Below are 13,635 nucleotides of genomic sequence, written 5' to 3'. Positions count from 1 at the left end.
TCCGCACCGGCGTCGAGGAAGGGCCGAACTCGTGACCGCCGACGCGTTCGACCGGCCCGTCAAGGCGGAGGTCTTTCACCGTCTGAGCTTCCGACGGCGCGTCAGCAACAACGTCGCCACCGCGTTCTTCCTGGCCGCCTTCGTCATGGCGCTGGTGCCACTGTTGTGGGTGCTCTCGGTCGTGGTGTCGCGGGGCTGGTACGCCGTCACCCGGGCGGGCTGGTGGACGCACTCGCTGCGCGGCGTGCTGCCCGAACAGTTCGCCGGCGGCATTTACCACGCGCTGTACGGGACACTGGTGCAGTCGGGGGTGGCCGCCTTCCTGTCGGTGCCGCTGGGCCTGATGGTCGCGGTCTACCTGGTGGAATACGGCTCCGGCAGACTGCAGCGGTTGACGACCTTCATGGTCGATGTGCTGGCCGGGGTCCCGTCGATCGTGGCAGCGCTGTTCATCTTCAGCCTCTGGATCGTCACGCTGGGATTCCAGCAGAGCTCCCTTGCCGTGTCGTTGGCGTTGGTGCTGCTGATGCTGCCGGTGGTGGTGCGCTCCGCCGAGGAGATGCTGAGGCTGGTGCCCGACGATCTACGCGAGGCCAGCTACGCCCTGGGTGTCACGAAGCGGAAGACCGTCGTGCGGATCGTCTTCCCGATCGCGATGCCCGGCATCGTCGCAGGTGTCCTGCTGTCCGTCGCGCGCGTTATCGGCGAGACCGCGCCGGTGCTCGTGCTGGTGGGGTACAGCCGCTCGATCAACTTCGACGTCTTGCACGGCAACATGGCCTCGCTGCCGCTGTTGATCTACACCGAGCTCACCAACCCCGAACGAGCCGGTTTCCTGCGCATCTGGGGCGCGGCGCTGACCCTGATCATCATCGTGGGAGTCATCAACGTCATCGCCGCGGCGGCCCGTTTCGTCGCGAACCGGCGTCGCTGAACGGCGCGCGGGACTGCTCGGCCGCCGTGTTCGCAGGTGTTTTGCCGTCGTTGTCTCAGCGGCCGCCCGAACGCGCCTTCACGCTGGCTTCCAGCTTGGCGAGCAGGTCGGAGACGTCTTCGGCCTCGTCGAGATCCCTGGGTCGTTCCTCTGTGGTGAACGCTTCCCCGCCTTCGAGTTTGGCGTCGATGAGCTCCTGGAGCTGCTCCTGGTAGGTGTCGTGATAACGGGCCGGGTTGAACTCCTCGGTCATCGACTCCACAACCTGCCCGGCCATGGTGAGCTCAGCGGGTTTGATCTCGACCTCCTGGTCCAGCACGGGAAAAGCGGGGTCGCGGATCTCGTCGGGCCACAACAGGGTGTGTATCACCATCACGTCGTGTTTGCCGAAGTCCTTGACGCGCAGCGCCGCCAACCTGGTCTTGTTGCGCAGCGTGAAGTGGACGATCGCCATCCGCTCGGCATCGGCGAGTGCCTTGGCAAGCAGCACATAGGATTTCGGAGAGTTCGAGCCGGGCTCGAGGAAATAGCTGCGGTCGAACATCATCGGGTCGACCTCCTCGGCCGGCACGAACTCGAGCACTTCGATCTCGTGGTTGCGTTCCTCGGGCAGGGTCGCGATGTCGTCGTCGGTGATCACCACCATCCGACCGTCCTCGGACTCGTAGGAGCGGGCGAGGTCACCGTAGTCGACCACCTCGCCGCACACCTCGCACACGCGCTGATACCTGATGCGGCCGTTGTCCTCGGCGTGCACCTGGTGGAACCTGATGTCGTGGTCTTCGGTGGCGCTGTACACCTTGACCGGCACGTTGACCAGCCCGAACGCGATCGAGCCCTTCCAGATGGGGCGCATGTAGGTCAGTATGCCCACCCGGTCGGCCCGTTCACAGCGCACCGGGCCGCGTGCGATCCGTCGCGGCGTCCAGCGCTGCGCGGTCGGGCAGGTCGGCGCCGGGCCGGCCGATGGTGAGCGCCGACGCCAGGCTCGCTGTGTGCAGCGCGGTCGTCAGCGCGTCCAGCCCGATCCGGCCGAGGTCGGCCCGCCGCTCGGCGCCGAGCAAACCCAGCCCCCACAGCGCGTCGAGCAGGCCGACGGTGAAGGCGTCGCCGGCGCCGACGGTGTCCACCACCCGGGCCGGCCGGGCCGACACCGCGGCCTCGCCGGCCGCGCACAGCGCCAGCGAGCCTCGCTCGCCCATCGTCACGGCGACGATCGCGGGTCCCGAGGCCAGCCAGGCGCGCATGGTCTGCTGCGGCTCCCGGTCGGGCTCGATCCAGCGCAGGTCCTCGTCGCTGACCTTGACCACGTCGCTGCGCTCGATGAGGCGCTCGATGCGTTGACGGGCCAGGGCTCGGTCCTCGATCAGGGACGGTCGCACGTTGGGGTCGAAGCTGACGGTTGCCGACACCCGGTAGGTCTCCACCAGTGCCGCGACCGCCAGGCACCCCGGGTCGCGCACGGCGGCGATTGATCCGGTGTGCACCAGCAGCGGCGGCGCGACCTCGGGTGTCGCGGACAGCTGCCAGTCCAGGTCGAAAGTGTAGGAAGCCGAGCCGTCGGCGCCGATCGTGGCCACCGACCGCGGCGTCCGGGCTGCGGAGACGCTGCCCGGAACCAGCTGTGCTCCTGCGGCTTTCAGGTGCGCCTCGATGCGATGCCCGGAGTCGTCGTCGCCGATGTGGGTGAGGAAATCGACAGCGTGGCCCAGCCGGGCGAGCCCGACAGCGACGTTGAGGGGGCTGCCTCCGACATGGTCGGTGGTGCCCCGGTGTTTGACGACGTCGATCAGCGCCTCGCCGATCACCAGCGCGTTACTCATGTGCTGTCGACGGTACCGGCGGCCGCTGCCTGCAAGTACGTTGAGGTCATGGGGCCCACGGCGCGGACACGGGTGAGGCTGACCAACGCCGACAAGGTGCTGTATCCGGCCACCGGGACCACCAAAGCCGACGTGTTCGACTACTACACGCGCATCGCCGAGGTGATGATCCCGCACATCGCCGGCCGCCCCGCCACCCGCAAGCGCTGGCCCGACGGGGTCGATGAGGATTCGTTCTTCGAGAAGCAGCTGGCCTCCTCGGCGCCGGACTGGCTACCCCGCGCCAGCATCACGCACCGGTCCGGGACGACGACCTATCCGATCATCGACAGCGTGGATGGGCTGGCCTGGATCGCGCAGCAGGCGGCGCTGGAGGTGCACGTGCCGCAGTGGCGGTTCGTCGCCGAACGGACCCGCGGCACGGCCGGGGTGGGGGCACCTCCCGCGTGCGGGGGAATCAAACCCGGCCCCGCCACGCGGCTGGTGTTCGACCTCGACCCCGGTGAGGGCGTGACGATGGCGCAGCTGGCCGAGGTGGCGCTCGCGGTCCGCGACCTGATCGCCGATATCGGCCTGACCGCCTTCCCGCTGACCAGCGGCAGCAAGGGTGTGCACCTGTACGCGCCGCTGGCCGACCCGGTCAGCAGCCGCGACGCCTCGGCGCTGGCCAAACGCGTTGCGCAGCGTCTGGAAAAGACGATGCCCAGACTCGTCACGGCGACCATGACGAAAAGTCTGCGCGCGGGCAAGGTCTTCGTGGACTGGAGCCAGAACAACGGGGCGAAAACCACCATCGCGCCCTATTCGCTGCGCGGACGCCGACATCCGACGGTCGCCGCGCCGCGCACCTGGGAGGAACTCGAGGACCCCGCGCTGACCCAGCTGCGCTACGACGAGGTGCTGGCCCGTGTGGAGCGCGATGGCGACCTGCTGGCCCCCCTCGACGCCGGCGCGCCCGTGCCTGACCGGCTGACCGAATACCGCAGCATGCGGGACGCCGCCAACACCCCCGAGCCCGTTCCGATGGTCAAACCGGTTACCGGCCAAGGCACTACGTTCGTCATTCAGGAGCACCACGCCCGCCGGCTGCACTACGACTTCCGGCTGGAGCGCGACGGGGTGCTGGTGTCGTGGGCGGTGCCCAAAAACCTGCCCGAGACGACGTCGGTGAATCACCTGGCGGTGCGCACCGAGGACCACCCGCTGGAGTACGCCGGATTCCAGGGCGTCATCCCCCAGGGGGAGTACGGGGCCGGCACGGTGGTCATCTGGGACTCGGGGACCTACGAGGCCGAGAAGTTCCGCGACGACCCCGCCGAAAAGGGGGAGGTGGTCGTCGTCCTGCACGGCAGCCGGATCTCGGGGCGCTACGCGCTGATCCAGACCAACGGCGACCGGTGGCTGGTGCACCGGATGAAGGACCAGAAGTCGTTCGTTTTCGACAAGATAGCGCCGATGCTCGCCACGCACGGTTCGGTGTCGGGGTACCCGGCCGCCCAGTGGGCCTTCGAAGGCAAATGGGACGGCTACCGCCTGCTGGCGGAGGCCGACCATGGCGCGTTGCGGCTGCGGTCCCGGCGTGGCCGCGACGTCACCGCCGAGTATGCGCAGTTCCATTCCCTGGCTGCGGAGCTGGCCGACCATCACGTGGTGCTCGACGGCGAGGCCGTCGTCCTGGACCGCTCCGGTGTGCCCAGCTTCCATGCGATGCAGAACCGCGGCCGCGGCGCCCGCGTCGAGTTCTGGGTCTTCGACCTGCTCTACCTGGACGGCCGGTCGCTGCTGCGGGCCCGCTACTCCGACCGGCGCAAGCTGCTGGAGACCCTGGCCGTCGGCACCAATCTCGTTGTTCCCGAACTGGTGCCCGGCGACGGCAAGCAGGCGCTGGAGTATTCGGCCGCACACGGGTGGGAGGGCGTGGTGGCCAAGCGGCGCGACTCCACCTACCAGCCCGGCCGGCGGTCGGCGTCGTGGGTCAAGGACAAGCACTGGAACACACAAGAAGTCGTCATCGGCGGCTGGAAGGCCGGGGAAGGCGGGCGCAGCGGTGGCATCGGTTCGCTGCTGATGGGCATCCCCGATGCCGATGGCCTGCGTTTCGCCGGGAAGGTCGGCACCGGATTCACCGAGCGCGATCTGGCGAACCTGAGGAAGACGCTGGCGCCGCTGCACACCGACACGTCGCCGTTCAGCCCGCCGCTGCCCCGCGCCCAGACCAGGCGCGTCACGTTCGTCGAGCCGGTGCTCGTGGGCGAGGTTCGCTACAGCGAGTGGACCCCCGATCACCTTCTGCGCCAAGCGAGTTGGCGCGGTCTGCGGCCGGACAAGGAACCAAGTGAGGTGGTGCGGGGATGAAATGGGTGACCTGTCAAGGCTCGCAGGGCGAGCGCACCGGGGTGCTCTCCAGGCCGCGCTCGGTGCCGGCTCGGCCCTCGACGACACCGTGATCGGGTTCGGGTCGACCGCGCAGCTGGATGGGCCTTCGCCGAGGTCGTGTCCTTTGTGTCGCGCGGTGCGCGCCCGAGCGCGGGCCGAAGACCGTGAGCAGTACATACAGCGCACTGGCTGTGGCAATGGCGTTGGCCAATAGCGCGACGCCGGTGTTGGTCGGCGAGAGCTGGGCCGTTGTGCTACCCGAGCCGACGACGGCGATGCGCAACGCGGCGGTGCCGAGAAACTCCGCCAGCATGGGGCCCGCCGTCGCTCCCAAGCGCTCGGGGCGGAATCGGCGGCGGCTTGCGGGGCCGTTCAAACGGCTCGCGTGAGGCGGCGGGTGAGGTAGAACGGCTCCACCGGGCCGACCACGACCGCGGCACCCACCGGCCCAGCGGCCGCAATGAAGCGCGTGTCGATGTGCGAGTTCTCGTGATCCCACACCGACTCCCACAGCCCGTGAAAGATGTAGGCGCGCAGGCCGCCATCGGCATGCGCGTTGCGCAGGATCTCGGTGGACAGCGCCCTGCGATAGAGGCGGTTGTCGCGCGTGCCGGCCTGGCCCATGCCCGCTGGGTCGTTCTGCGGCTCGAAGGTGTTTTGAGCCACTTCGAGCAAGGCCATCACCTTGTGCTCCCAGGCTTCGCGGTCGGTGTCGTTGATCATGACGTGGTTTTCCACGGTGACGGTGTCGCGTTCGGGCTGATCCAGCGGAGCGCGCAAAAAGTCTTCGATCTGCTGCGCCGTGGTGTAGATGCCGTGGCGGTCACCCGCGCCCACGGTCTGATACACGGCGCGATAGGCCGCCAGCTCGGGCGACTGCGGCGCGACCCCGGCGTGCAACAGGGGTTGCAGGCGCGTGGCGAAGTCGGCCTCAAGATCGGCCACACTGGCGCTGGCCGCGTCGGCGAAGCGGATGAAAAGGCTGTAGAAATAAGGCTGCACGCCCGCTTCAGCACCGTCGAGGTATGCCGTCGCCAGCACGCCTTTGTAGGACTCGGGGTAGTTCTTCACCATGGTCGAATCGCCGCTCATCTGTTTGAGCGAGAGCTGTATGAAGCTCGGCTTGCCGCGCAGGGCCACACCCAGGGCATCGATGGCGGCGAGCAGGGCGGTGTGCTGCGCGCTGGTCACGCGCAGCTCGGCGTACAGGGTGACGGCGCCGTCGAGCCCGCGCAGGGCTTCGGTCGACCAGGGATGCGCCAGAGCGTTGGCGTGCATGGAAGCCATGGGGGTCGAAGTACCGTTCATGTAACACTCCTTAGGTCGGTGGATCGTTTCTCTACACCGACCAGTGCGTCGAAAACCGGAAATGAGAGGACGTCCCGAGTCTCGTGGAGCTTCGGTGGCGGTCCGGTGAGCATCAGGCTGCGCTCACTTCGTCATTGTGCATGATGGGTCCGACAGGTTCGGTGAACTGCTGCTCGAGTGCGATGCGAAGTGCTGTTAGGCGCAGGCGTCCGTTCACGCGGCGGAACTGCTTGCCGGCCGCGACCATCCCGGCCGCGCACCAGCGCAGCGCCATCCCGGCCGCGCACCAGCGTTTGACGTTGCCGGCGTGTTCGCGGCAGATGGAGATCATCGACTCGATGGTGTTGGCCGAGCGCAGGGTGCGGGCCAGCGTGGGCGGCACGCGATCGGCATCGGCGGCGCGCACCCGCGGCCGGCTTCTCACCGCCGGCGCCCACCCGAGGTCACCTCGGCCTCCAGCAGGATCTGCATGACCTGCAGGCCTGCACCGACGGCCAGCGTCAGCAGGCCCTCGGACATGTTCTCGGCGATCTCGGCCATCGCCACGCTCACCTGCTGCGGAATCGCGGCCACGCTGCGCCGCCTAAGGTCTGGGTATGCCTGCTGTGACACTGCAGACCCTCGATGACAACATCGCCTGCCTCACCCTCAACCGGCCCGAGCGGCTCAACGCGATCGACGGTGCGCTGATCGACGGCGTGGACGACGCCCTGACCGTGCTCGGGGCCGGCGAATTCCGGGCGGCGATCCTGACCGGTGCGGGACGCGGGTTCTGTGCCGGCGCCGACCTGAGCGGCACCGGTGAGCCCTGGACGAAACCCGGGCCGACCACCCCGCCGTTCAAGGTCAACTACGACGCGCAGGTCCGGCTGGCCGACCTGTTCACCCGCCTCTACGAGCTGCCCATCCCGGTGATCGCCGCGGTCAACGGCGTGGCGGTCGGCGGCGGGCTGGCCTTCGCGCTGGTCTGCGATGTGCGGGTCGCCTCCGAGCACGGCCGGTTCGGGTCGGCGTTCATCAAGGCCGGCTTCTCCTCGATGGACATGGGCACCAGTTACCTGCTGCCCAAGATCGTCGGTGCCGGGGTGGCCCGGGAGCTCATGCTGACCGGCCGCATCATCGACGCCGCCGAGGCGTACCGGGTCAAACTGGTGCACGAGGTGGTGGCCCCCGAGGAGCTGATGCCGGCTGCGCTGAAGGTGGCGCGGTCGATCGCCGAGAACAACGCCTACGGTGTCTGGCAGACCAAGATCGGCCTCAACGCCGCGCTGGACGCGCCGAGTCTGCGCCATGCCATCGAGCTGGAGAACCGCACGCAGATCCTGAGCGGATTCACCAACAACCCGGTCGAGGCCGCGATGGCTCATCGGGAGAAGCGGGCACCTCACTGGGACTCACTGTGAGGAACGCAGACGCTCAAAGTTTCGCGATCACGTTCTGCGCGAACATCTCCAGGTTGCGGATCTTGGCGTCCAGCGGCTCGGTGTCGGCGCCCTTGACGTAGGGAATGCGAAAGCCCACGATCACGTCGGTCACCCCCTTGTCCTCGAGCCGCTTGATGCCGTCCGCGGTGTAGGCCTCGGCCGAGATGACGTGAATCTCGAACGGACCCGTCCTGCCCGCCTCCGCACGGTACCGCCGCAGCTTGGCGATGAGGCCGTCGAGCTCCTCGGGGTCACCGCCGCCGTGCATCCAGCCGTCCAGGCGGGCCGCGCGCCGGAGCGCGGCGTCGGCGTGGCCGCCGATCAGGATCGGGATCGGCTGGGTGGGCGCCGGGGTCATCTTGACCTTGGGGATGTCGTAGAACTCCCCGTGGAACTCGTAGTACTCGCCGCTGGTGAGGCCTTGGATGATCTCGATGCACTCGTCCATCCGCTTGCCCCGCTTGGCGAACGGGACGCCCATCAGCTCGTAGTCCTCGGGCCATGGGCTGGTGCCCACCCCGAATCCCACGCGGTTGCCGGTCATCGCCGCCAGCGAACCGATCTGTTTGGCGACCAGGGCGGGCGGGCGGATCGGCAGTTTGAGGACGAAGAAGTTGAACCGCAGCGTCGACGTCACCGCGCCCAATGCCGATGTCAGCACGAACGTTTCGATGAAATCCTTGCCGTCCAGGAACTCCCGGCCGCCGTCGGGCGTGTACGGATACTTCGAGTCGGATGCGAACGGATAGGCGATGCTGTCGGCTATCGTCATCGCGTCGTAGCCGGCCGCCTCGGCGGCCTGGGCCAGGGGGATGTAGTAGCGGAAGTCGGTCATCGCCTCCGCGTAGGTGAACCGCACGTCATCTGCCTTCCTGCAACGGGTCGTTACCTGACATTAGAACGTGTTCTCGTTTCGCCCCGCCCCGGGGCGCGGGGCGACCGGTCAGGGCTTACAGCTGGTTCTCGGGCCCGATGACAGCCCAGACGGTCTTGCCGGACGCGGTGGCGGCGCTGCCCCACGCGCGGGTCAATGCCTCGACGATCGCCAGGCCCGAGACGTCGATGCCCTGCTCCGGCGGCGGCAGGCGCACCGCGGGTGCGTTGCTGCTGTCGGAGACCGCGATGATCGACGTGGTTCCGTCACACTCGACGCGCAGAACCGGCACACTTGCGGCGTGTTCCAGCACGTTTTTCACGAACACGTTCACCACCACGAGCGCGACCGGGAGGAGCGCGGTCTGCGACCACGCGGTCAGCCACTCGCGGACCAGCCGGCGTGACTCCCCAAGGCTGGTCAGGTTGGAACTCAGCTGGGCGTCGGCACGCCGGACGGTGTGGCGGGCGCAGCGCCCGAGCGCTCTCATCGCGCCGTTCTCACTTGATGACACCGGCATCAGGCGGGCCACGCCGGTGCGTTCGATGGCGTCCCGGCTGGCGCGCTGAGCACAGACCAGCGCGATGGGGACGGCGGCCCGGGGATGAAGCTGCCAGCGCGCTCCGATGAGTGCCGTCCATGCCGATTCCGTGGGCACGTGCAGAGCGTTCACGTCGACAACGACTGCGGACGTCTCGTCGCGGGTGGTCCGCACGATGGTGTCGCGAAGCGCCGCCGAGTTGGCGGCGTCGAGCACGCCGTCAACGGTCAGGACCGCCACCGACTGGTTCATGCGCCCGGCGACGATCAGCGAAGCCGGCGACCGGGTCAGCACACTCACCGTAGCCACCCGTTCCGCATCACAGCGTCATCGTCGCCGACGGCGAGCCGAGATTCGAGGACACGTGGGCAGGCTTGTCCCGATCGTGATTGAAATGTGGGCATTCTGTTGACCGGGCAGAGGTCAACCGGATCAGCCGGTTCAGCCTCCGCCGAGCGGGTACGGCGGGTTGCCGACCCCGGCGATCGAGTGAGTGCCCCAGGGGGTCTTCTCGATGATGCGGGTCGGCGCGCTGCGCTCACCGACGGTCAGGGTGGCCGTCCGCGCCCGCCGGAGGGCGTGGTCGGGCAGAGGCTGGGACGGGGAACCGAAAACCGTTCCCTGCCAGTGGTATCGACCGTCGATGGGATCCAGGCGGCCCGCAAGCCGGACGCGTACCGGGTGGGGGACGCCGGCGAGCGTCAACGTCGCCGCGCCGTCGTAGCTCTCCCGTTGCTCGCGCGCGCACCCCGTCGACAGGGTGAATGCCCGCGGCACCGGATGGGGCTGCGCGGCCCGGACGTAGACGCGCTCGTTGAACACCTGCTGGCTGCTGCGCCGCACCTCGATGCGGTTCGCGCCGCCCTCGCCCAGCAGTCGCACGCACTGGGCGACGTAGCGCGCCTGCGCACCGGTGTCGGGCCCGCCGAGGACGAAGTAGTTGGGGAATCCGTGCACGGCGACACCGAAGTAGGGCTCCATGCCGTCGTTCCAGGCCTGCCGGATAGTCGATCCGCCGGCGCCCACGAGTGCCTCGTCGGCGACGCGGCCGCCGATGGCGAACCCGGTGCCGTAGACGACGGCGTCAGCGGGATGGTCGACGCCGTCGCGGGTGCGGATGCCCGACGCGGTCATCGTGCTGATCGCGGATCGCACCAGCGTGGGCCCCGGCGGGCCGCCGGTGGCGCCCGGCCGCAGCCGGCGGCCCAACCAGCGTGTGGCGCGAGTTGAGGGCAGTGGCAGCTCGGCGACCATGCGGCGCGGCGCGTACGCGAAGACGGTGACCGCCGCCGATCGGGCCAGCCGCTCGATGTGGTGGCCGGCAGCGGAGTCGGCGCCGATGAACGCGATGCGTTTTCCGGCCGGGTCGAAATCGGGGTCCCACCCGGCGGCGGAGAGCGACAGCCCGCCGAACAGGTGTCGCCCCGCCAGCTGCGGCACCCATGGGACAAGCAGGGCGTCGCGAGCGGTGATGACGACACGGGCCCGCACCACCTCGCCGGTGGCCGTCCGCAGCGACCACGTGGAGCTCGCCTCGTCGAAGGCCGACCTGACCACGCGGTCCGCGTCCAGTTCGAGGATGTCGGTGACCCCGACGGCCGTCAGCGCCGCGACGGCGCCACCCGCGCCGACGACGGCGACGCGGCGGTCGGGCTGGTGCGTCACAGAAACCTGGTGCGCTTCCATCCGCGGCGCGCCAGCGGACCGAACAGGCCCGCCTCGTTGAGGAAGGCCGCCAGCGGGGCGAAGCCCGACACCTGCACCTGGTGCCTGTGCTCGCTGCTGCGCGCGATCGCCTGTGCCCGCTTGGCGTCCAGGCCGGTGCGGGCGTAGGGGATCGGGTTGGTGAACAGGTAGCGGAAGAAATACCCGCCCAGCCCGTTGATGTTGGCCATGAACCATCTGTTGACCCGCGGCATCGTCTGCGCCCGCTTGCGGGCGCCGTCGCGGGCGAACTGGATGTGGCGCGCCTCTTCGGTGACGTGAATGCGCATGAGCCGCTGGATGATCGGTTGCAGTTCCGGGTCGTCCATCATCTGCCGCTGCAGCGAGTCGAAGATCTCTTCGCCGATCAGGGCGGCCACCCACAGCATCGAGCCGTACTGGAAGGCCAGCGGCAAGGTGTTGATGATCATCCGGTGCCAGAGCCGCGGGCGCACCGGTTTGGCGCCGATGCGTTCGATCGCCTTGCCGAACATCACCATGTGTCGGGTCTCGTCGCCGAGTTCGGTCAGCTTGTAGTGCGTCGAGGAGCTGGTGGGGTCCTCGTGCACGATGGTGCGCAGCAACGACTGGTTGAGCATGTTCTCGAACCAGATGCCCGCCGACAACGTGTTGACCAGCTCTTGTCGGGACAGCTCGATCTGTTGCTCGCGGGTCATCTCGTCCCACATCGGCGTCCCGTACAGGGACACGAAACGCGGCGGCAGGAAGAACTTGTCCGGGTCCAGCGGCGCATCCCAATCGATGTCCACGACGGGTTCGTAGGACTTCCTGACCGAGCCCTTCAACAACCGCTCCGCGAACTCTTCCCGACTCGGCGTGCCTGATTTCACCGCACTGCTCATCGCCGGCTTCCCTTCGGTGCTACAGACGGTAGGGGTCGCAAACACATAGTCAATACTCATGGTACTGGGTACTTGAGGTCCCGACTAGATCTTTGTGGTGTCGATCGGCAATCTTGGTCCCAGCCACGACGCGTCAGGAGAGTCTATTGGGCCGCCATATTCACGTCATCGGGATCGGCGCCGGAGATCCCGGCTACGTCACCGTCCAGGCGATCGACGCGCTCAACCACACGCAGGTGTTCTTCGCGATGGACAAAGGGGAACGCAACAGCGACCTGGTGGCCCTGCGCCGGGACATCTGTGCGCGGTTCATCCGCGAGCCGGGCTACCGCTTCGTCGAGCTGGCCGACCCGAAGCGCGCCGCCGACGGCGAGTATCGGGAGGCCGTGGCGGACTGGCATGCGGCCCGCACCCGCATCTGGTCGGCAGCGATTCGCGAGGAACTGGGCCCCGACGGCGTCGGGGCCTTCCTGGTGTGGGGGGACCCGTCGCTGTACGACAGCACGCTGCGGATCCTGGACGCGGTCGCGGCCGACGTCGAGTTCAGCTTCGACGTCATCCCGGGCATCACCGCCGTGCAGGCGCTGACGGCCCGGCACCGCATCCCGCTCAACGAGGTCGGCGAACCGGTCCTGCTCACCACCGGCAGGCGGCTGCGCGAGCATCCCATGTCGGGCTCGGCGGTGGTGATGCTCGACGCCGACTGCTCCTTTCAGGCATGTCCGGCACAGACCCGGATCTGGTGGGGCGCCTATCTCGGGACGGGCGACGAGCTGTTGATGGCCGGGACGGTCGGCGAGGTCGGTGCGCGCATCGCGGCCGTGCGTAGGCAGGCCCGCGCGCGGCACGGCTGGATCATGGACACCTATTTGCTGAGGGCGGCAGACTGAAGAAGTGCCCGAAGGCGCCGGGCTTCGACCTCACCGAGGCCGGCACCCAGAAGCGGCTGGCCGTGTGGCTCGTCGAGGACCCGAAGGCGGTGCCCGGCATCGCCACCCTGGGCCCGGATGCGCTGGAACTGGGTCCCGAGGACCTGGCCGGGTTGCTGGCCGGCAACACCGGCCGGATCAAGACGGTCATCACCGACCAGAAGGTGATCGCCGGCATCGGCAACGCCTACAGCGACGAAATCCTGCACGTCGCCACGATGTCGCCGTTCGCGACGGCGGGGAAGCTCACCGGCGAACAGGTTGCCGCCCTGCACGACGCGATGGTGTCGGTCCTGACGGACGCGGTGAGGCGCTCCGTCGGCCAGGGCGCCGCGATGCTGAAGAGCGAGAAGCGTTCCGGGCTGCGGGTGCATGCCCGCAGCGGCCTGCCGTGCCCCGTGTGCGGCGACACCGTCCGCGAAGTGTCTTTCGCGGACAAGGCGTTTCAGTACTGCCCGACCTGCCAGACCGGTGGCAAGGTGCTGGCCGACCGCCGCATGTCGCGGCTGCTGAAGTAGTCGCTATGCTGCCCGGGTGACTCGTCAGAAGATCCTCATCACGGGAGCCAGTTCCGGCCTGGGTGCCGGGATGGCACGTTCCTTCGCGGCCAAGGGGCGCGACCTGGCGCTGTGCGCCCGTCGTACCGAGCGGCTCGACGAGTTGAAAAACGAACTCGCACAACAGTATCCGGGAGTCACGATTGCGGTCGCGGCGCTCGACGTCAACGACCACGAGCAGGTGCCCAAGGTCTTCGGCGAGCTTTCCGACGAGCTGGGCGGCATCGACCGCGTCGTCGTCAATGCCGGCATCGGTAGGGGCGCCCGGCTGGGTTCCGGCAAGGTGTGGGCCAACAAGGCGA

Annotated in this window: 15 protein-coding genes and 1 pseudogene; 6 read left to right on the top strand and 10 right to left on the bottom strand. The window is 68.5% G+C overall.

Translation table 11 applies throughout. From position 1 onward, the window contains the following. The first annotated feature begins 31 nt into the window (after positions 1–31). The gene (gene pstA / locus AC2VOK_RS11130; RefSeq protein WP_428900516.1) at positions 32–934 is read left to right on the top strand and encodes a phosphate ABC transporter permease PstA; all 903 of its coding nucleotides are present in this window, start codon (positions 32–34) and stop codon (positions 932–934) included. Between the two features lie 55 nt (positions 935–989). On the opposite strand, the gene ku is transcribed toward pstA, so the two are convergent. Together ku and AC2VOK_RS11120 are read right to left on the bottom strand one after the other, a co-directional pair. Further along, a complete protein-coding gene (ku, locus tag AC2VOK_RS11125) occupies positions 990–1,790 on the bottom strand; it encodes a non-homologous end joining protein Ku (RefSeq protein ID WP_428900515.1) in 801 nt (266 codons plus the stop codon). Between the two features lie 31 nt (positions 1,791–1,821). Next, positions 1,822–2,757, bottom strand: coding sequence for a carbohydrate kinase family protein (locus tag AC2VOK_RS11120; RefSeq protein WP_428900514.1), 936 nt, complete (start codon positions 2,755–2,757; stop codon positions 1,822–1,824). 48 nt (positions 2,758–2,805) lie between these two features. On the opposite strand from AC2VOK_RS11120, the gene AC2VOK_RS11115 reads away from it, so the two are divergent. Next, entirely contained in the window at positions 2,806–5,112 is a 2,307-nt protein-coding gene (locus AC2VOK_RS11115; RefSeq protein WP_428900513.1) for an ATP-dependent DNA ligase, read from the top strand. Between the two features lie 13 nt (positions 5,113–5,125). Here the strand turns inward: AC2VOK_RS11115 and AC2VOK_RS11110 are convergent, their stop codons facing one another. The 4 genes and pseudogenes from AC2VOK_RS11110 to AC2VOK_RS11095 all read right to left on the bottom strand — a co-directional run bounded on the left by AC2VOK_RS11110 (position 5,126) and on the right by AC2VOK_RS11095 (position 7,014). Next, entirely contained in the window at positions 5,126–5,446 is a 321-nt protein-coding gene (locus tag AC2VOK_RS11110) for an MIP/aquaporin family protein (RefSeq protein WP_428900512.1), read from the bottom strand. A gap of 59 nt (positions 5,447–5,505) precedes the next feature. Beyond that, positions 5,506–6,441, bottom strand: coding sequence for a hypothetical protein (locus tag AC2VOK_RS11105; RefSeq protein ID WP_428900511.1), 936 nt, complete (start codon positions 6,439–6,441; stop codon positions 5,506–5,508). 112 nt (positions 6,442–6,553) lie between these two features. Then, a pseudogene (locus AC2VOK_RS11100) lies at positions 6,554–6,823 on the bottom strand (IS256 family transposase); the annotation flags it as partial. Positions 6,824–6,861: 38 nt separating this feature from the next. Continuing rightward, positions 6,862–7,014, bottom strand: a complete 153-nt coding sequence (locus AC2VOK_RS11095) for a hypothetical protein (protein ID WP_421530656.1) — start codon at positions 7,012–7,014, stop codon at positions 6,862–6,864. Between the two features lie 32 nt (positions 7,015–7,046). Here AC2VOK_RS11095 and AC2VOK_RS11090 point away from each other — a divergent pair, with 32 nt between their 5' ends. Then, positions 7,047–7,844: an enoyl-CoA hydratase/isomerase family protein gene (locus AC2VOK_RS11090; protein ID WP_428900531.1), complete on the top strand. Its 798-nt coding sequence runs from the start codon at positions 7,047–7,049 to the stop codon at positions 7,842–7,844. A gap of 13 nt (positions 7,845–7,857) precedes the next feature. Here AC2VOK_RS11090 and AC2VOK_RS11085 read toward each other — a convergent pair whose 3' ends face one another. The 4 genes from AC2VOK_RS11085 to AC2VOK_RS11070 form a co-directional block, all read right to left on the bottom strand. After that, a complete protein-coding gene (locus AC2VOK_RS11085) occupies positions 7,858–8,724 on the bottom strand; it encodes a TIGR03619 family F420-dependent LLM class oxidoreductase (RefSeq protein ID WP_428900510.1) in 867 nt (288 codons plus the stop codon). 91 nt (positions 8,725–8,815) lie between these two features. After that, positions 8,816–9,589, bottom strand: coding sequence for an STAS domain-containing protein (locus AC2VOK_RS11080; RefSeq protein WP_428900509.1), 774 nt, complete (start codon positions 9,587–9,589; stop codon positions 8,816–8,818). Positions 9,590–9,721: 132 nt separating this feature from the next. After that, positions 9,722–10,753, bottom strand: coding sequence for a DUF4873 domain-containing protein (locus tag AC2VOK_RS11075; protein ID WP_428900530.1), 1,032 nt, complete (start codon positions 10,751–10,753; stop codon positions 9,722–9,724). Between the two features lie 188 nt (positions 10,754–10,941). Further along, positions 10,942–11,847 (bottom strand): AurF N-oxygenase family protein, encoded by a 906-nt coding sequence (locus AC2VOK_RS11070; RefSeq protein WP_428900508.1) that lies wholly within the window; start codon positions 11,845–11,847, stop codon positions 10,942–10,944. A 146-nt stretch (positions 11,848–11,993) separates the two neighbouring features. Between AC2VOK_RS11070 and cobF the strand changes: the two genes are divergently transcribed. From cobF to AC2VOK_RS11055, 3 genes are all read left to right on the top strand, one after another. Beyond that, entirely contained in the window at positions 11,994–12,737 is a 744-nt protein-coding gene (gene cobF / locus AC2VOK_RS11065) for a precorrin-6A synthase (deacetylating) (RefSeq protein WP_428900507.1), read from the top strand. A gap of 89 nt (positions 12,738–12,826) precedes the next feature. Beyond that, positions 12,827–13,294, top strand: coding sequence for a zinc finger domain-containing protein (locus tag AC2VOK_RS11060; RefSeq protein ID WP_428900529.1), 468 nt, complete (start codon positions 12,827–12,829; stop codon positions 13,292–13,294). A gap of 16 nt (positions 13,295–13,310) precedes the next feature. After that, positions 13,311–13,635, top strand: a 325-nt coding sequence (locus AC2VOK_RS11055) for an SDR family NAD(P)-dependent oxidoreductase (protein ID WP_428900506.1), incomplete at its 3' end; no start/stop codon positions are given.

It is taken from the genome of Mycobacterium sp. TH-M116 (assembly GCF_057473685.1).
Note: the sequence above shows the minus strand (reverse complement) of the source record. Positions and strands in the feature narration are given on the sequence as shown.

Coding starts and splice junctions, on each gene's coding strand:
- ku (WP_428900515.1), bottom strand. CDS start 1,790: ATGCGCCCCATCTGGAAGGGCTCGATCGCGTTCGGGCTGGTCAACGTG.
- AC2VOK_RS11120 (WP_428900514.1), bottom strand. CDS start 2,757: ATGAGTAACGCGCTGGTGATCGGCGAGGCGCTGATCGACGTCGTCAAA.
- AC2VOK_RS11115 (WP_428900513.1), top strand. CDS start 2,806: ATGGGGCCCACGGCGCGGACACGGGTGAGGCTGACCAACGCCGACAAG.
- AC2VOK_RS11110 (WP_428900512.1), bottom strand. CDS start 5,446: ATGCTGGCGGAGTTTCTCGGCACCGCCGCGTTGCGCATCGCCGTCGTC.
- AC2VOK_RS11105 (WP_428900511.1), bottom strand. CDS start 6,441: ATGAACGGTACTTCGACCCCCATGGCTTCCATGCACGCCAACGCTCTG.
- AC2VOK_RS11070 (WP_428900508.1), bottom strand. CDS start 11,847: ATGAGCAGTGCGGTGAAATCAGGCACGCCGAGTCGGGAAGAGTTCGCG.